Here is a 16,319-nt window from a genome sequence, read left to right as displayed (position 1 = left end):
GGTGTAAATTTGAAGAGAGAAAACAATGGAAAATTGCGAATCATTCCGCTTGGAGGTCTGGAAAAAATCGGAATGAATATCACTGTCTTCGAGTATGAAGACAGTATTATTGTCGTGGATTGCGGTCTGGCATTCCCGGAGGATGACATGCTGGGGATCGATCTTGTCATCCCGGACGTGACCTATTTAAAAGACAATATCCAGAAGGTGAAAGGATTCGTGATTACCCATGGACATGAAGACCATATCGGCGCATTATGCTATGTATTGCGGGAGATGAATCTTCCAATCTATGCGACAAAGCTTACCATGGGAATTATTGAGAGAAAATTAACGGAGCATAACCTGCTTAGGAGTACCCGGAGGAAGGTGGTAAAGCACGGGCAGTCCATCAACCTTGGGCAGTTTCGGATTGAGTTCATCAAGACGAACCACAGTATCCAGGATGCGGCGGCGCTGGCAATCTATTCCCCGGCAGGAATCGTGGTGCATACGGGAGACTTTAAGGTAGATTATACGCCGGTGTTCGGGGACGCCATTGATTTGCAGCGGTTTGCAGAGATTGGGAAGAAGGGAGTCCTTGCATTGATGTCGGACAGCACCAATGCGGAGCGGAAAGGCTTTACCCAGTCGGAGCGGACGGTGGGGATTACCTTCGACCACATTTTTTCGGAACATCAGAATACAAGGATTATCATTGCCACCTTTGCATCCAATGTAGACAGGGTGCAGCAGATTATTAATTCGGCATGCAAATATGACCGGAAGGTGGTGGTGGAAGGGCGCAGTATGGTCAATATCATTCAGGTTGCACAGGAGCTTGGATATCTGAATGTGCCTGACAAGACACTGATTGAGATTGACCAGCTCAAGAACTATCCGCCGGAAAAGACGGTGCTGATTACTACGGGAAGCCAGGGGGAATCCATGGCTGCTTTGTCCCGTATGGCTGCGGATGTCCATAAGAAGGTTTCCATTATGCCTGGGGATACGGTCATTTTCAGTTCCAACCCGATTCCTGGCAATGAGAAATCCGTTTCCAGAGTCATCAATGAGCTGTCGGCAAAGGGGGCGGACGTTATCTTTTCCGACGCCCATGTATCCGGGCATGCTTGCCAGGAAGAACTGAAGCTGATTTATTCGCTGGTGAAGCCTAAGTATGCGATCCCGGTACACGGGGAATACCGCCATCTCAAGGCAAATGCAGGGATTGCGACGACTCTTGGAATCCCTAAGGAGAATGTGTTCATTCTCCAGTCCGGGGATGTGTTGGAACTGTGTTCCCAGGAGGCGAAGATTGTAGACAAGGTACACACAGGAGAGATTCTGGTAGATGGCCTTGGCGTGGGCGATGTGGGAAATATCGTACTGCGTGACAGGCAGCATTTGGCGGAGGATGGAATCCTGATTGTGGTTCTGACCCTTGAGAAGGGAAGCAATCAACTGCTTGCCGGACCGGATATCGTTTCCCGGGGATTCGTCTATGTCAGAGAGTCCGAGGGACTGATGGAAGAGGCCCGCAATGTGGTGTCGGAGGCTGTGGAAGACTGTCTGCTGCACCAGCGCAATGCGGATTGGAGCAAGATTAAGATGGTGATTCGGGATACCATGAATGAGTTTATCTGGAAGCGCACCAAGAGAAAACCTATGGTGCTGCCGATTATTATGGATGTATAAATTTTTAAAAAGGCTTTTGACAGTCGGTACTGTCAGGAGTCTTTTTTTATGCGCAGACCCGTGCAGAGGAAATATCCGCTTGGGCGGTGCACGGGCCGCGCGGCGGGTAGGGGAAGCTGTCTCTTCCCTGCTTGATTGTGACCATGCCCGATGGCTCATATTTATTGAAATAAACAGTATAAAACAGTTGACAACAGTATTGTACTGTTATATACTGTTTGTAAAGAAGGAGGGATGAAATGAAATTAATCATTAATCATTCTTCCATGCAGCCAATCTACGAACAGATTGTGGAGCAGATTAAGAACAAGGTTATGCATGGGGAACTTAAAGAAGATACGGCGCTTCCGTCTGTAAGGACGCTGGCGAAGGAATTAAAGGTCAGCGCATTGACGGTGAAGAAAGCCTATGACGTGCTGGAAGAGGAAGGCTTCGTGAACACAGTTCACGGGAAAGGCAGCTTCGTGGCTTTTGCCAGTCAGGGATTGATGCTTGAGGAGAAGAAGAAGGAAGTCGAGGCGGATTTAGAGCGGGCAATCCGGAAAGGACGAAGCTGCGGGATGACGGACTCGGAGATCCAGACGTTATTTGGGCTTATTATGGACGACTGAAGCAGGAGCCCGGATGAAAAGGGAAGAAGTCCGGATGAAGGGGAAAGAGAGAATGGAAGAAATCCGGATGAAGAGAGTAGAGAGAATGGAAGAAGTCCGGATGAAGAAAGATAAGTGGCAGGAGGATTGGCAGGATGTTGAGATTGAATAGGGTAAGGAAAGAGTACAAGGGATTTCAGCTAGACTGTACCCTGGAAGTGCAGGAAGGATGCGTGACTGGGCTGATTGGAAAGAACGGTGCGGGAAAGAGTACTACATTTAAGGCGATTCTTGGGCTTTTGAAGACCGACGGAGGGAGCATTGAGATTTTTGGAAAGCCGGTTTATGAGATTGGGAACAAAGAAAAGGAGGATATCGGAGTGGTTATGTCAGACGCGGGGTTTTGCGGTTATCTGACGATTCAGGATTTGCTTCCTATGCTCAAGAGCCTGTACAGGAATTTTCAGGAGGAAGAGTTCCGGAGGAAGTGCAAAGAGTTTCAGCTTCCCATGAATAAGAAGATTAAGGAATTTTCCACAGGAATGAAGCGGAAGCTGCAAGTGCTGGCAGCGCTTGCGCATGAGGCGAAGTTATTGATATTAGACGAACCGACCGCCGGGTTGGACGTGGTCGCAAGGGATGAGCTTCTGGATATCCTCAGGACGTATATGGAACAGGATGGCCGATCGATTCTGGTCAGCTCCCACATTTCCAGCGATTTAGAAGGGCTGTGCGATGACATTTACATGATTGATGAAGGGAAGATCGTACTCTATGAGGAAACAGACGTGCTGTTAGGCAGTTATGGAATTCTGAAGGTGACGCCGGAACAGTTTGGAAGGATTGAGCGGGAGCATGTCCTGCGCCATAGGAAGGAAGAATTTGGCTATAGCTGCCTCACAGACCAAAGGCAGTTCTATCAGGAGAATTACCCGGATATTGCGGTTGAGAAGGGAACTATTGACGAGTTGATTATGATGATGATACGAGGTGAAAAGTAATGAAGGGATTATTTATGAAAGATTTGGGGTTAGTGAAAGGGCAGAAGCAGTTTTTTGGCATAATTCTGATTATGATGATGATATTCATGACGGCATATACGAATTTTGCTTTTATCATGGCTTATATCACCATTATGATAGGGGTTCTGACGTTGAATACCATTAGTTATGATGAATTTGAGAATGGGATGGGATATCTCTTTACGCTTCCGGTGAGCCGAAAGGAATATGTGGCTGAGAAATATCTGTTCAGTATTGTGACTACATTGCCGGGGCTGGCGGCGGTTTCTGTTTTTTCATTTGTATTTTCCAGAATCAGGGAGATTGAGTTCTCTGTGGGAGAGTGGGCTTTATCTGTGGTAATAAGTTTCCTTCTGGTTACGGTGGTCTTGGCTGTCATCATACCATTGCAGTTAAAGTTCGGGGCAGATAAGAGCAGAGTCGCGCTGATGATTGTTTGGGGAATAGGGATAATGGCGGTGTATTTGGGCATAAAAGTATGCGAGGCATTTGGCATTAACTGGGAAGGGGCAATTGAGTGGATTTACGGGATGAAGCCGGCGGTGTCTCTGGCAGGGATTACGGTAATCTGTGGGATTCTAATGGCAATTTCGTATCTGATTTCGGTGCAGTTTATCGAGAAGAGAGAATTTTAGATGGAAAGGCAGTAGAATGGACACTGACGAAGGAAAACGGGAGGTGGGTAGGTATGAAGAATATGATATTTGATATCAGTAATATATTATTTGATATTTGCAAGATTACCGCAATACTAAGGTTTGCGTATTTCCTGGTGGTGGAGCGTGGAGGAGTAAAGCGGAACAACTGTAACATATGGAAAAGCAGAAATAGCCGGTTAAACGCGGACAAGAAAAAATGAAAATGGAAGGTATTGATTTTATCTATAAAAATGGATATACTGTACAGGAACAAAAGAACAGGCGGAGTACGGTATGGATTACGAATTATTGTTGAATGAGATTATCAATATAGGGAAAGAGATGATTAAGAGCGGCGCGGAGACGGACCGGGCGGAGGATAGCATGTACCGGATGCTGGAGAGTTATGAGCTGGAACAGTGCAGCGTATTTGCAATTCAGAGCGACATACAGGCGACCATCAAGCCTAAGGGAGGGCATTTTATCACCCAGATTAGAAGAATCCACAGGGCGGGGTTCAATTATGACCGGCTGGATTACCTGAATAACCTGTCCAGGCAGATATGCAGAGACACGCCGTCTGTGGAGGAAATCCGCAGGATGTATGATGAGGTGATGAACCGGAAGCCTCTGCCCTGGTATTTACAGTTCGTGGCGCCGATTCTGGGCGGAGTAGGTTTTGGAGTGTATTTTGGCTGCGACTGGCTGGATACGATCGTGGGTGTGATCATCTGCGGGGGAATTGAAGTCTATTTGGGAAATAAGCTGAATAAGAAGGAAGACAATCTGGTGGTCTATAATCTAATCATTGCCTTTTTATCTGCGGCGGCGGTGCTGCTGGCGGGTAAGATAGGTTTCGGCCATCATCCGGATCGGATTGTGCTGGGGCTGAATATGGTACTGATTAGCGGGCTTGGAGTTGCCAATGGAATCCGGGACGTGGTGAAACGGGCATATTTATCAGGAATCTTGAATATAACCAATGCCTGTCTGGGAGCGGTGGCGATTGCCTGCGGAACCGGGCTTGCCATGCTGATTTTCAAGGGAGATATGTATGAGATGTATATCGCTCCCAGCATTACCGTGCAGTTAGTTTCTTGTGGAGTGGCGAGTATGGGGTTTGCGCTGGTGTTCAAGACAGGGGTCAAGCAATCGGTCTATGCGGGGATTGGCGGGGCGATTAACTGTGCTTTCTACGTGTTGGGACTGCATCTTTGGGGAAATGATTTTGCAGCGGTCATGGCTGGCTCGGCGGTGGTGGCTGCCTATGCGTTTCTGATGTCCAGAGTCCACCGGGCGCCTGCAACGATTTTTCTGACGACGTCGATTATGCCGGTAATTCCAGGCGCGTCGCTGTTCTATATGATGCATGGGTTTGCCCAGGCGGATTATGCGCTGGCATCGCAGCAGGCGATTCAGCTTGCCAAGACATGTATTGCGGTGGCGTTTGGATTCCTCCTTGTAGAAATTGTGACGCGTTACGTTGGGGAATGGAAGGTTACGGGAACGGCTGAGCGGTAGAATTGGAGATTTTGTTGTGGATAGAAAGAAAAATATCAGGTGGAATACGTTGCGTATCACAGCAGTTGGTTTTTTGGGTATCATTTTGATAGGGGCGGTGCTGTTGTATTTGCCCGTCAGCAACACAAGCCCCATTACATTTATGGATGCATTATTTACGTCTGTAACATCGGTATGTGTGACGGGACTTACGACGGTTACGCCGGCTTCCCAGTTCACGCTGTTCGGGAAGGTAATTCTGCTGCTTCTGATACAGATTGGCGGCCTTGGGGTGATTGCCTGTGCGACGATGTTCTTCTTCCTGCTGCGGAGGCGGATAACGCTGCGGGAGCGGGTAGTTCTGCAGGAATCCTATGGTGCAGAGCGCCTGGGCGGGATTGTAAGGATGGTAAGAAAGGTTATTCTTGGGACGTTGGTAGTCGAGGGATGCGGGGCTTTCCTGTATGCGTTTCAGTTTGTGCCGGAGTATGGCGTGGCCAAGGGGATCTGGTATTCGGTTTTCCATGCAGTCTCAGCGTTCTGTAATGCGGGGATTGATATCCTTGGAGGAAACAGCCTTGCAGATTATGCGACGAATCCGATTATCAATATTACGACCATTCTTTTGATTATTCTAAGCGGTATCGGATTTACGGTCTGGTTTGACGTGATAGAGAATGGAAAGAAGCTGGTGCATCGGGAAGTGCCGGGGAAATGGTGGTTCACAAGGCTTAGGCTTCATTCAAGGCTGGCTTTGATTATGACGTTGATTTTAATTACTGCCGGTGCAGTCTTTGTGTTTTGTGCCGAGTATGGTAATCCGGATACAATCGGGGGTATGAGCTTTGGGGAAAAGCTGCTTGCTTCCCTGTTTCAGTCTGTGACGACCAGGACGGCAGGGTTCTATACGTTTTCTCAAGGGGCAATGCATGATGAATCGAAGCTGTTCTGTTCTATTCTCATGTTTATTGGCGGTAGTCCCGGAGGAACTGCAGGAGGGACGAAGACGACCACATTTGCCATGCTGTTCCTTGCGTGCCTTACGTTTGTGCGGGGTGGGAATGACACGGAGTGTATGGGCAGGAGGATTTCGGTAGAGAATTTTCGGACGGGATTCGGGGTTGTGATGATTGCATTTTCGGTTTTCATTATGGGTACGATTGCAATCCTTGCACTCGAGCCAGACGGGGTTCCGATGATCAATGTAGTCTATGAGACGGCTTCTGCTGTGGGAACGGTAGGGCTTACGGCAGATTTAACTCCCAATCTTAGCAGGGCGAGCCAGGCAGTCATTATGGTAATGATGTATATTGGACGGCTTGGGCCGCTTACACTGGCGCTAACGTTTGCCGGGAAGACCCATCCGAGAGATAAGGTGCGTCGTCTGCCTAAGGAGCATATTATGGTTGGATAGGAAAAGGAGGAAATGATGAATAAGCAGTTTGTGGTTTTGGGTCTTGGAAGCTTCGGGGCGAGCGTGGCGGTCACGCTGCAGAAGCTGGGATGTGATGTCGTGGCAGTTGACCAGGATATGGAGCTTGTCAGCGATATAGCGGAGAAGGTCACGTATGCGATGCAGGCAGATATTGAGAATCCGAAACTTCTGGAGTCGCTGGGGTCGAGGAATTTTGACGGGATGGTGGTCGCTTCGTCAGAGAATCTGGAAGGAAGTATCTTAGCGACCCTTGCGGCTAAGGAGATGGGGATTCCCTATATCTTATGCAAGGCGCATAATGAGAGGCATGCTCAGGTTTTAAGGAAGATTGGGGCGGATGCGGTGGTATTTCCGGAAGAGGAGATGGGGCGGAAGATCGCAAAGAATCTGGTCTCTGCGAACCTTGCAGACTGGATTGAACTTTCGCCGGATTATAGCATTGTAGAGACTGCGATACCGAAACGGTGGGTAGGGAAGACGCTCAAGGAGCTGGATGTCAGGAGAAATTATGAGGTCAATGTAGTGGGGATTAAGGAGGAGGAAGAAGGGCATGTAGAGATTACGCCGAATCCGGACCTGCCCCTTAGGGACGGGATGATTCTGATGCTGATTGGGGCTAATGAGGCGTTGGAGAGGATATAGAAATTAAGAGGTTCTTAATATTTTTTCGATATCTTTAATGGATTGAACACATTTTAGACATATTTAAGGTTTATACTTGAGTACAGATAGTTGATAAGGACATCAACTATCTCCCCCCTCAATAAAGCAAAGCGCCTGAGGTTTTACCTCTGGCGCCGCACTTTAACTCTCATTCCTTTAACTACTATAATAACAACGAAGCCCGTTATCCCTTGTGGATGGCGGGTTTTCGCTGTTTATAAAAGGGGTGCTGTATGTTATCAGGAGGTCAGTACCAGACTTTTACCAAACTTGGATTTCACTTGGTTTTCTGAGTTAAAAATGCAGTTGTATTTTAGAAAGAATCTGAGAGAAGAAACGTATGCAGCATGGGCGGAGACGTGATTACTTACAGAGTCTTTGACGACGGCAGAATGTATGTAATGCTAGAAAAGTATCACCAAGTAGTGGTAAGGGACAATGCGACACGGACGGAGAAGCGGCAGGGTTAGAATGGCTCAGGCAGGAATGGGACAATGCAGAGAGCAGCCATTATAGGCAGTATAAGGTTCTTGGCAGGATTCGGTATTCTGCAAGGGTATCATGGAAAGAGGTAGACAGCCAGAGGATAGACAAGAAACGCTTGAAAGCAGAGAAGCCGGAGGTATATGCAGAGTACCAGAAGACAATTCGCAGCCGGAGGCTTACGGTGAAAGCGGCGTAAGAACCGATGGGATAAGATTTCAAGGCAGAGTACGAAAGCTGTCGATATTTTGTATATGGATCGAAAGATTGAACGATTTTTGATATCGTTCCTTTCAGTTTCGCATGATTTTATTGATTTCTTATTAGAATCGCATATAATGAGAATAACCTAAATAAAAGGAGGATTTAGTCAGGGTTGTTACAGCGACAGAATTTAAAGCTAATTTCGGTAAATACCTTGAATTAATTGCCAAAGAAGATGTCTTTATTACTCGTAATGGAAAAACGGTTGCTAAAGTTGTAAATCCCCAAATTTCTGCTGTGGATTCCTTGCGCGGAATGCTTGGTGGTATTTCTACTGATATAGATATGGACTCTTTGCGAGAGGAGCGTCTGTTAAAATATGAAAATAATGTGTGATACGAATGTAATCGTTGATGTACTATCTTGTAAGAAAATATACCCATAGCATTGATATGGCATATAAGGCAATCGGAAAACTTTTGGAGATTGTCAAAGTATGCACTGTTACTAACAATGATGTTCTGATTGCATTTCAGAAAAAGGCAAAGGATCTTGAAGATTGTCTTGTTGCCACTTGCGCTAAATCTATACATTGTGATTGTATTGTCACCCGAAACAAAAGAGATTTTGAAGGCTTGGGTATTCCTATGTTTGCCCCGGCAGAAATTCTTTTGCAAGTCTAGATAGAGGCAGTCAGTGAAGAACATTTCTGTGAAATCCTAAAGAATGGGGTTTCGTAAGACAAATTAATTATAGAGTTATAAAGTGTCAAGGAGAGGATGAAAATGCCTCTCCTTTTTGAATGCCAGAATATCATCCCCAAGGGCATACCATAATACATGTCCTGCGGGCGGGTGGACTCTGTCCAACAAGGTATAGGGAAGGAATTGCAGATGGAAGTTTCGGTAGTTGTGAAGGTAAGAAATGTCAGATATTAAGGAAGAATTAGCAAAGAGAGCGTCAAGTCTCAGAAAGGAGGAGTCCGGGAATAAGTCGGAACGGGAAGAAGCAGTTGACGTAGGAACTACCAGTTATTCGGAGAAGGAGAAAGGGCAGGCTTCGGATTCCTTCAAACGTGCCGTGTATTTTACATTCTCGTGAAAGAAGAACAGGAAATGATAGCCTTAGTGCTTGTGAATTGGGAACAGATGGAAACTTGGAAGGTAGGGTTAGAGGGGCTGTGGAGGACGGCTTTAAGAAATCTAAGGAAAGAAAGTTTCCGAGTAGAATCCGTAATGGAATTTGTTAGGAAAAAGCTGCTTCGGGAAACGGCTGACCCAGGCATGGCAGAACTGCTTACGAAGCAGGTAGAAGCAGGAGAAATAAAAGCTTGCCTAGCAGGGATTGAACAATTACATGTGGTGAAGAATCCAAGCGAGAGTTATGGAGGGAGGGCAATCTTACGGGAGGAATTGAAGAAGATTGTTTGTGAAATCAACCATGGTTCCGGTATGGTAGAGCCGGAAGCAAGGCTGTCGGATTCTGTTTATATGAAATAAAAAACGCTGTCGGAGTCAATCTGACAGCGTTTTTAGTCAAGACGATGGAGGATAAATCTGACAGCGAACAAAAAGGCATATAGGCATTCAAGGTGCAATTTTAATTGGTTATCAGAGAAGCCGCATATATAGCGAATAACCAATCAATGTAACTGTGTAGACGTATTCAATCTTCGTCTCCTATTTGTCATTATAGATTGCGGCGGAAGAAATAAGGGTGTAAAATGTAAGTACCCCATGGTTCAGTACGGTTCGTTCAAGATAAGCCATACAGAACATGAGAAAAATCCACATACGGAGAGAAATAGCAGGTTATGAAAAAGGAAAATTGTATGGAGAAGGGAATCGGAGAACTACTGACAAAGCTCCGGAAGGAGGCTGGATACACACAAAGCCAACTCTGCAAAGGTCTTTATTCCTTATCTACTTATGCAAGAATAGAGACAGATCAGTCAGAGCCGGGATATTTTGAACTGGACCGATTATTTGAGAGGATGGGAAAGTCAACAGACCGGATAGAATACATCCTGCCGCTGGATGTGTATGAACTGTATGAACTGCAATATTATGTGCAGAGGGCGATTTGCCACCGGGATATGGGAGAGGCGGAGAAGGTGTTGTATCAATACGGAAAAAAGAAGCAGGCGAAGCAGCCGCTCCACCGTCAGTACATTTGTCAGGAGACGGCGCAGCTCTTGTGGCTGAAAGCCGTATCCGAAGAAAACGCAGGGCGGCAAATCAGGGCAGACATCATCGAAGAAATTTTGCGCCTGATTGAAGAGGCAATCGTCCAGACAATGGATTCCGAAACATGCTTAAAAGATGGCGGTGCGCTGAGTGCGGAAGAACTAAGGCTACTTTTGTTCCGGTGGGAAGTAAGCCGGAAAAGCCCATATGCAAGAGGGGAAGAAGAACTGGAAGAGGTAATTCAATATTTGAAACAGAATTCATTCGAGGAAACGGAACTGGCAAAGGTGTACCCGTATGCCGTGCTGCTTTTTGTGGAACAAAAAAAGGAAATAGGAGATTATGATAGATGCTGTTATTTGCTGAGAACTGCGTTGGAGGTGTTGCGTAATACAGGACGAGTACTCTATATGGCTGAAATCTTGAATGCATATGCAGAGGTTTTAAAAAGGGGAAACGAAGATGTGCAGAAAATCCAAGAACTGGAAAGCCAGAACCGGTCGCTCCTGGCACTGGAGGAAGAGGCAGATATCCACTTGCAGAATTACAGGTTATTCCATAACTGGAACAGGTCGTTTGAACTGGATTATGAGCTGATTCGCCAGGAGCGGATTGCAGGAGGTTATGTGCAGGCAGAGCTTGCGGAAGGAATCTGTGAGCCTGAGACATTATCGCGGATTGAAAGTGGAAAGCGAAAACCGAACAGAAGAAATATGGAAGCCATGATGGAGAAGATGCAAAGGGAGAGAAAGCGGGTTTCCATGAAGATTGCGGTAGAGCAATATCATACATTAGAGTTGGAGAGAAAGATAACCGTTTGCAATGGACAGAAGGAATATGAAAAGGCGAGTGAACTTATCGAGGAATTAGAAAACCGAATCGATATGAGTAAGAACCGAAATAAACAGTATGTTGGTATGAAAAAATTGATATGTCTGAATCACTTTCGGAAAATTGATGTAGATGAATATATTTTACAGTTAAACAATCTGCTGGCATTGACGTTAACGGATAGGGAACATATTTTTGAGCATTGTTTGACAGAAACAGAGAAAGTAATTTTAAATCTTTTGGCATGTGCGTATGAAAAAAAGCAAGAGGTAGATAAAGCTTTTTTAATTTGGGAAGAACTGATAAGGAAATGTGAAGGCAAAAGAGTACATCCGGTGTTTAATATTAGAAGTTGGGAGCTTATGACTGGGAATTATGTGGGAGTAATGGAAACGTATGGTATTTTAGATGAAGCAGTGGAACTCTGCCCAATCTGGGCAGAGAAGGTTTTAAGTGTAGGGAAGGGGGGACAGATTGGAAGAATGCTTTCAATCAAAGCCTGTGTGTTAGAAAAACAAAATGATGAACGGTGTATAGAAAGATTTCATCAGGCATTAGATATATTAAAGCTGATGAAAAATACATATCGCTATAATTGCAATCGGGAGTATTTAAAAGAGAAAGGGATACTTGAGAAGGTGGAAGCTATGGGATATCCTCAGTACTATCACCAGGCTCTGTCTGTGGAGGAATAATCTGATGAGTGGAAATATCACATAATGTAATAATGGAGCTGTTATCAGCAAGTGTCAGGGTAAAAAGTAATCCGAATAAGCAAATAATTTTTTTAATATGTTTTTTCATATAGAATACCTTCTTTCGCTTTATTATTATAGTATAGTAAAAATACAAAAAACATGACGTTTTATGAAAATAAAATTCCCATAAAACGTCATGTTTTTTTGTGTGGACGAGATGTATGATATAGGCACAGTAAGAGCTGCAAACAAACTCTTACAAAATAAGGAGGGTCACAAAATGCAGGAAAGAGATTTCGTTGTAATTGATGTTTCTGATGAGGTTCTGGAAAGCATCGAGGCATGTAGTTGCGGATGCAATTCAGGAGCAGGTGCAGGGGCTGGCGCAAAGCCAATAGAGTAACATAATTATCTGCATGTAAAACGAGGTATATCTAATTGATCAGTAATTAGGTATAACCTCGTTTTACTAATAAAATGCGAATTGAAGGAATTATAATATGGAATTATCAAAAGATTTGTTAAGATATTATGGAAATAAGTATGTTCTTTTATATAATTATTATACCAATAAAATATGTCTTATAAAAAAGCATGTACTTGATTTATTGGAACAAGGCAATATGAATGAATTCAAAATGTGTGAAGAGGAATGGGAGGTGCTTGTAAGAAAAGGGATAGTGATTTCAAATCAAGACGAGTATCGAAGTATGAGTTATAGAAATAAATATCAGGAACAAATAAAAAGCAGAAACTTTAAAATAGAAACGGTTTATTTTCATGTTACTCAAAGATGTAATTTGCAATGCGAGTATTGTTATAATAAAAATAATTTGAATAAAAGAGAAGAATTGACAACTGAAGAAGTTTTTCGAGTTATAGATATATTAAAGAAAGCAAATGTAAAAAATATAATTTTGACAGGAGGAGAGGCTTTATTAAGAAAAGACATTGTTGAAATTGCGCAATATATTAAGCAAGAAGGCTTCTCCCTTACAGTATTAACGAATGGCGTGCTGCTCGGAGCAAAAAGTCGAATATTGAAATATATTGATAGCTCTATAATCAGTATTGATACTTTGGACGCTCAAAAGAATTTAAGAAAAGGTTTAGATATAGATGCTTTAATAAAAAATCTTAAAGAAATTGAACATAGTTTACGGTCAAAAATATATTTAAGATGTGTTATATCAAAACAGGACATGGATAGCTGGAAAAGTATAAAAGAATTTTGTAAACAAAATAATTATAAATTTCTTAAATCTATTTATATCCCAGGTTCAAAAGATGAAATAGAATTAGTCCCGACTGTAGAAGGTGTAAATGATAATGAAGAGTCAAGCGAAAATACAACCAATATGGGCGGTTCCGTTTGCGGGGCGTCATATAAGGAAATTGCAATAGATGCAAATGGGGATGTCTATCCGTGCCAAATGCTGATAAGTAAACAATGGAAATTAGGCAATATATTTGAAGGCAATTATCCCATCCGGCAGAATCAACCGGAAATCATTGAATTATTTAAAAGAAGAAATTTGAGTACAATTTCATCGTGCAATATTTGTGAATATAAATATTTATGCGGCGGAGGCTGTCCGGCAATTTCTTACTATTTATATAAAGATACAGAAGTGGCGCCGTCAGTTGCATGTGATTTTATTAAGGCTGAAATAGATGTAAAAATGGTAAGGATGTTAAAAGAATATGAAGAAAAATTTTGATGAATTGAAATCTTTATATTATAAAGAATTAGTAAATGTAGGGGATTCAATCGAAGAAACGGTATTTATACAAAACGACCCTTTTTTTGACATTTTTAATCAAACACCTGTATTTAATATTTTATCCTTACTCCATATACCGTATTCGATAGATAATAATTCTTTGTATATTAATCGCCAGAAAGTGGCTTCCATTAATGGCATGTCTCCATATACTGCACTTTCTAAATACAGAGATTATTACACAATAGCTTATGAATCATTAAAAACAGAAATAATAAAATATCCGAAAATACAGGAAGTTTCTGGTTGTAAAGAAGGTAAGGACTTTATAGGAAAAGATACGGTATATTTTAAAATAAATGATTTTTCTGCATTCAAAATAAATAAGTTGGTAGAAAATCAAGGAAAAAAATTGTTTTTAGATTTGAGGGATAACGGAGGCGGGAATCTTATACGAATGTTGTCACTTTTAGAAGTATTTATAAAAGGCGAATTGTTCTGTTTATACAATAAATCCCGTAAATTAATTGTGAAGGCAAAAAATGAACTCCCTGTGTCATTTGGGCAAGTTATTTTATTAGTAAACAGTCAAACTGCCAGCGCTGCAGAGTTTTTTGCAAGAACTTTAAAAAACTTCATAAATTGCACTATTGTAGGTGAAAAAACATATGGAAAATGGGTTGCGCATACAATAATTAGAATGAATGGATATTATATTAAAATTCCTATTTATAAGTATCAGAATATTTCAGGAAAAGACGAAAAAATTTTGATTGGAATACAACCGGATTTATACTTAACTACAGCTCAAGAATATACGGATTATTTGAAGTATAATGGAATATTTTTATAGAAAATTATTTTGATTTCAGAGGCAGAAAACTAACCTAACATCCAAAGGATGTTATTGAAAAGGTAAATACTGTATGGTATACTTATACCGTAAATAGGTTGCGGAAAGAAAAGATCAGGAAGTTATGGGTTATGTAAAGGGAGATATCTATGAAAAGACTATTTAAGTATCAGAATTTTTTCTTGTTTATGCTGTTTTTATCGCTGCTAAGCGCAGTAATTACGTTAATCAGTCCAGTACTGATTAATTTATGGTCGAAGATGGGTGTTGGACTGTCAACACAGAAGATTATAAACTTGTTTTTGATTCTTGTTATTTCAGTTGTGCTGGATGTATTGCTGACAATATGCAGAGAGAAATTTGCGAAGCAATATAATATAGCCAATTTTAATAATTATATTTCCAAATACTGCGCCCTTCGCTATGACATGATTCAGGAAGAAGGTCCGTCCAATCTTTTAAACCGTATACAGATTGCGGTGAATAACTTATATTCGTTTATGACGGAAAGTTATATTCAGATTTGGTCAAGCCTGTTGATTCTGATTACGATTTTGGTAATTACACTGTTTCAAAGTTTATGGGTTTCCGGAATTATGTTTATGCTGATTTTTATTCAATACTTTGGATATAAATTATTGAACAAGGAGTTGGCAAGACGCTCCGAGGTGCTGCAGCGGGAAAATTCAACCGGATTTCAGCAGTTGTTGTCTTTTCTCGGACAGACAGATTATTTGAAACAGTGCAGTGATTTTGAGGTTTTGGAGATGCAGGTGCAGCCGGCGGTGGAGCGAATTTACGGCAGTATGGCGGATATCAATGTGTTTGCGCAGACTTCCTCCAAAGTATTGCGTTCTATCAGTCAGATAGCACAGACAATGGTGATGGCGCTGACCGTTTTTCAGTATCTTGAAGCAGACGGAAGCCCGTTGATGATGGTACTGATGGTTGTTCTTTTCCCGATTTATACAAGCAATCTCAATATGGTGACGAATGCGAATCTGAGTAAACAGAATCTAAATGTGTCGAAAGAATTTATCAGTCAGATGGATGAGAACCGGGAGACAGATGGAACCCAAAGAATTTCTCAGATTTCCTCCATTCGTTTTGACATAGATACGCTTCAGATTAAAGAGAAGGTACTTGCCCGCGATATTCAGGGCAGTTTTCAATATGGCGATGTCGTGTGGGTCAAAGGAGAAAGCGGGAAGGGAAAAAGCACGCTGGTTAAAATGCTTTTGAAATTCCGGGAATGTGACGGTATTTTTATCAATGACATTTCGTTGAAGGATGTAACCAATGCGTCGCTGAGAAGCCGAATGAACTATTTGTCGCAGAATGTTCCGATTGTGAAAGGTACTCTGAGAGAGAATCTGTTTTTTAATATAAAATGGGATAAGGAAAGGGAAGAAAAACTAAAGCATGAACCGATTCTTCAGAGTATTTTGGCGAATAAGAACATGGATTCATTGATTGATGAAAATGGTACAAATTTATCCGGTGGAGAAAAACAGCGGATTGCGTTGGCGAGAGCTCTTTATGATGATGTAGATGTTATTATTCTTGACGAGGTGACAAGCAATATAGATAAAGAAAGTGCAGAAGTGATTTTAAAACGGATTATGTCCGGAAATGAACAGAAGATTATATTTATCATATCTCACGATTCAATGCCGGAATCATATGCAAATAAAATATTGCAGTTATAATGCAATGAGCGAAAGAGCCTCTTGGATTGATATTATAATAAATATCAATTCAGGAGGTTTTTATTGACATTCCATAATTATTCTTATATAATAGTTATTGACTTGA

The 16,319-nt window shown here is 42.4% G+C and carries 19 protein-coding genes; all 19 read left to right on the top strand.

All coding sequences use genetic code 11. The features are described 5' to 3' along the window. Window positions 1–9: 9 nt before the first annotated feature. Window positions 10–1,677, top strand: a complete 1,668-nt coding sequence (locus AC6I3O_RS16295; RefSeq protein ID WP_497851806.1) for a ribonuclease J — start codon at window positions 10–12, stop codon at window positions 1,675–1,677. A gap of 239 nt (window positions 1,678–1,916) precedes the next feature. Beyond that, a complete protein-coding gene (locus AC6I3O_RS16290; RefSeq protein ID WP_497851805.1) occupies window positions 1,917–2,288 on the top strand; it encodes a GntR family transcriptional regulator in 372 nt (123 codons plus the stop codon). Window positions 2,289–2,301: 13 nt separating this feature from the next. Then, a complete protein-coding gene (locus AC6I3O_RS16285) occupies window positions 2,302–2,439 on the top strand; it encodes a hypothetical protein (protein ID WP_497851804.1) in 138 nt (45 codons plus the stop codon). After that, window positions 2,423–3,268, top strand: a complete 846-nt coding sequence (locus AC6I3O_RS16280; RefSeq protein WP_497851803.1) for an ABC transporter ATP-binding protein — start codon at window positions 2,423–2,425, stop codon at window positions 3,266–3,268. Before AC6I3O_RS16285 ends, AC6I3O_RS16280 begins: the two co-directional genes overlap by 17 nt. Beyond that, complete coding sequence (locus AC6I3O_RS16275; protein WP_497851802.1) at window positions 3,268–3,924, top strand: ABC-2 transporter permease; 657 nt, start codon at window positions 3,268–3,270, stop codon at window positions 3,922–3,924. Before AC6I3O_RS16280 ends, AC6I3O_RS16275 begins: the two co-directional genes overlap by 1 nt. A 53-nt stretch (window positions 3,925–3,977) precedes the next feature. Further along, window positions 3,978–4,148, top strand: a complete 171-nt coding sequence (locus AC6I3O_RS16270) for a hypothetical protein (RefSeq protein ID WP_497851801.1) — start codon at window positions 3,978–3,980, stop codon at window positions 4,146–4,148. A 73-nt stretch (window positions 4,149–4,221) separates the two neighbouring features. Beyond that, the gene (locus AC6I3O_RS16265) at window positions 4,222–5,448 is read left to right on the top strand and encodes a threonine/serine exporter family protein (RefSeq protein WP_497851800.1); all 1,227 of its coding nucleotides are present in this window, start codon (window positions 4,222–4,224) and stop codon (window positions 5,446–5,448) included. Window positions 5,449–5,464: 16 nt separating this feature from the next. Further along, window positions 5,465–6,841: a TrkH family potassium uptake protein gene (locus tag AC6I3O_RS16260; RefSeq protein ID WP_497851799.1), complete on the top strand. Its 1,377-nt coding sequence runs from the start codon at window positions 5,465–5,467 to the stop codon at window positions 6,839–6,841. Between the two features lie 15 nt (window positions 6,842–6,856). Further along, window positions 6,857–7,504, top strand: coding sequence for a potassium channel family protein (locus AC6I3O_RS16255; protein WP_497851798.1), 648 nt, complete (start codon window positions 6,857–6,859; stop codon window positions 7,502–7,504). 368 nt (window positions 7,505–7,872) lie between these two features. Beyond that, window positions 7,873–7,995, top strand: a complete 123-nt coding sequence (locus AC6I3O_RS16250) for a hypothetical protein (RefSeq protein WP_497851797.1) — start codon at window positions 7,873–7,875, stop codon at window positions 7,993–7,995. Window positions 7,996–8,434: 439 nt separating this feature from the next. Then, complete coding sequence (locus AC6I3O_RS16245; RefSeq protein ID WP_497853495.1) at window positions 8,435–8,608, top strand: type II toxin-antitoxin system Phd/YefM family antitoxin; 174 nt, start codon at window positions 8,435–8,437, stop codon at window positions 8,606–8,608. 17 nt (window positions 8,609–8,625) lie between these two features. After that, a complete protein-coding gene (locus AC6I3O_RS16240) occupies window positions 8,626–8,895 on the top strand; it encodes a type II toxin-antitoxin system VapC family toxin (RefSeq protein ID WP_497851796.1) in 270 nt (89 codons plus the stop codon). Between the two features lie 241 nt (window positions 8,896–9,136). Then, window positions 9,137–9,313 (top strand): hypothetical protein, encoded by a 177-nt coding sequence (locus tag AC6I3O_RS16235; protein WP_497851795.1) that lies wholly within the window; start codon window positions 9,137–9,139, stop codon window positions 9,311–9,313. Between the two features lie 14 nt (window positions 9,314–9,327). Continuing rightward, window positions 9,328–9,711, top strand: coding sequence for a hypothetical protein (locus AC6I3O_RS16230; RefSeq protein WP_497851794.1), 384 nt, complete (start codon window positions 9,328–9,330; stop codon window positions 9,709–9,711). Window positions 9,712–10,025: 314 nt separating this feature from the next. Beyond that, complete coding sequence (locus AC6I3O_RS16225) at window positions 10,026–11,924, top strand: helix-turn-helix domain-containing protein (RefSeq protein ID WP_497851793.1); 1,899 nt, start codon at window positions 10,026–10,028, stop codon at window positions 11,922–11,924. A gap of 283 nt (window positions 11,925–12,207) precedes the next feature. Continuing rightward, window positions 12,208–12,330: a hypothetical protein gene (locus AC6I3O_RS16220; protein WP_497851792.1), complete on the top strand. Its 123-nt coding sequence runs from the start codon at window positions 12,208–12,210 to the stop codon at window positions 12,328–12,330. 97 nt (window positions 12,331–12,427) lie between these two features. Next, a complete protein-coding gene (locus tag AC6I3O_RS16215) occupies window positions 12,428–13,648 on the top strand; it encodes a radical SAM protein (RefSeq protein ID WP_497851791.1) in 1,221 nt (406 codons plus the stop codon). Further along, window positions 13,632–14,504, top strand: a complete 873-nt coding sequence (locus tag AC6I3O_RS16210; RefSeq protein WP_497851790.1) for a S41 family peptidase — start codon at window positions 13,632–13,634, stop codon at window positions 14,502–14,504. Before AC6I3O_RS16215 ends, AC6I3O_RS16210 begins: the two co-directional genes overlap by 17 nt. A gap of 149 nt (window positions 14,505–14,653) precedes the next feature. Continuing rightward, a complete protein-coding gene (locus tag AC6I3O_RS16205) occupies window positions 14,654–16,213 on the top strand; it encodes an ATP-binding cassette domain-containing protein (RefSeq protein WP_497851789.1) in 1,560 nt (519 codons plus the stop codon). The last annotated feature ends 106 nt before the right edge of the window (window positions 16,214–16,319 follow it).

The organism is Sporofaciens sp. St.21A7, assembly GCF_059728535.1.
Note: the sequence above shows the minus strand (reverse complement) of the source record. Positions and strands in the feature narration are given on the sequence as shown.

Excerpts from the sequence above, each read along its gene's own strand:
- AC6I3O_RS16290 (WP_497851805.1), top strand. The coding sequence starts at position 1,917 with ATGAAATTAATCATTAATCATTCTTCCATGCAGCCAATCTACGAACAG.
- AC6I3O_RS16285 (WP_497851804.1), top strand. The coding sequence starts at position 2,302 with ATGAAAAGGGAAGAAGTCCGGATGAAGGGGAAAGAGAGAATGGAAGAA.
- AC6I3O_RS16280 (WP_497851803.1), top strand. The coding sequence starts at position 2,423 with ATGTTGAGATTGAATAGGGTAAGGAAAGAGTACAAGGGATTTCAGCTA.
- AC6I3O_RS16275 (WP_497851802.1), top strand. The coding sequence starts at position 3,268 with ATGAAGGGATTATTTATGAAAGATTTGGGGTTAGTGAAAGGGCAGAAG.
- AC6I3O_RS16270 (WP_497851801.1), top strand. The coding sequence starts at position 3,978 with ATGAAGAATATGATATTTGATATCAGTAATATATTATTTGATATTTGC.
- AC6I3O_RS16265 (WP_497851800.1), top strand. The coding sequence starts at position 4,222 with ATGGATTACGAATTATTGTTGAATGAGATTATCAATATAGGGAAAGAG.
- AC6I3O_RS16255 (WP_497851798.1), top strand. The coding sequence starts at position 6,857 with ATGAATAAGCAGTTTGTGGTTTTGGGTCTTGGAAGCTTCGGGGCGAGC.
- AC6I3O_RS16250 (WP_497851797.1), top strand. The coding sequence starts at position 7,873 with ATGGGCGGAGACGTGATTACTTACAGAGTCTTTGACGACGGCAGAATG.
- AC6I3O_RS16240 (WP_497851796.1), top strand. The coding sequence starts at position 8,626 with ATGTACTATCTTGTAAGAAAATATACCCATAGCATTGATATGGCATAT.
- AC6I3O_RS16235 (WP_497851795.1), top strand. The coding sequence starts at position 9,137 with ATGTCAGATATTAAGGAAGAATTAGCAAAGAGAGCGTCAAGTCTCAGA.
- AC6I3O_RS16230 (WP_497851794.1), top strand. The coding sequence starts at position 9,328 with ATGATAGCCTTAGTGCTTGTGAATTGGGAACAGATGGAAACTTGGAAG.
- AC6I3O_RS16225 (WP_497851793.1), top strand. The coding sequence starts at position 10,026 with ATGAAAAAGGAAAATTGTATGGAGAAGGGAATCGGAGAACTACTGACA.
- AC6I3O_RS16220 (WP_497851792.1), top strand. The coding sequence starts at position 12,208 with ATGCAGGAAAGAGATTTCGTTGTAATTGATGTTTCTGATGAGGTTCTG.
- AC6I3O_RS16215 (WP_497851791.1), top strand. The coding sequence starts at position 12,428 with ATGGAATTATCAAAAGATTTGTTAAGATATTATGGAAATAAGTATGTT.
- AC6I3O_RS16210 (WP_497851790.1), top strand. The coding sequence starts at position 13,632 with ATGAAGAAAAATTTTGATGAATTGAAATCTTTATATTATAAAGAATTA.
- AC6I3O_RS16205 (WP_497851789.1), top strand. The coding sequence starts at position 14,654 with ATGAAAAGACTATTTAAGTATCAGAATTTTTTCTTGTTTATGCTGTTT.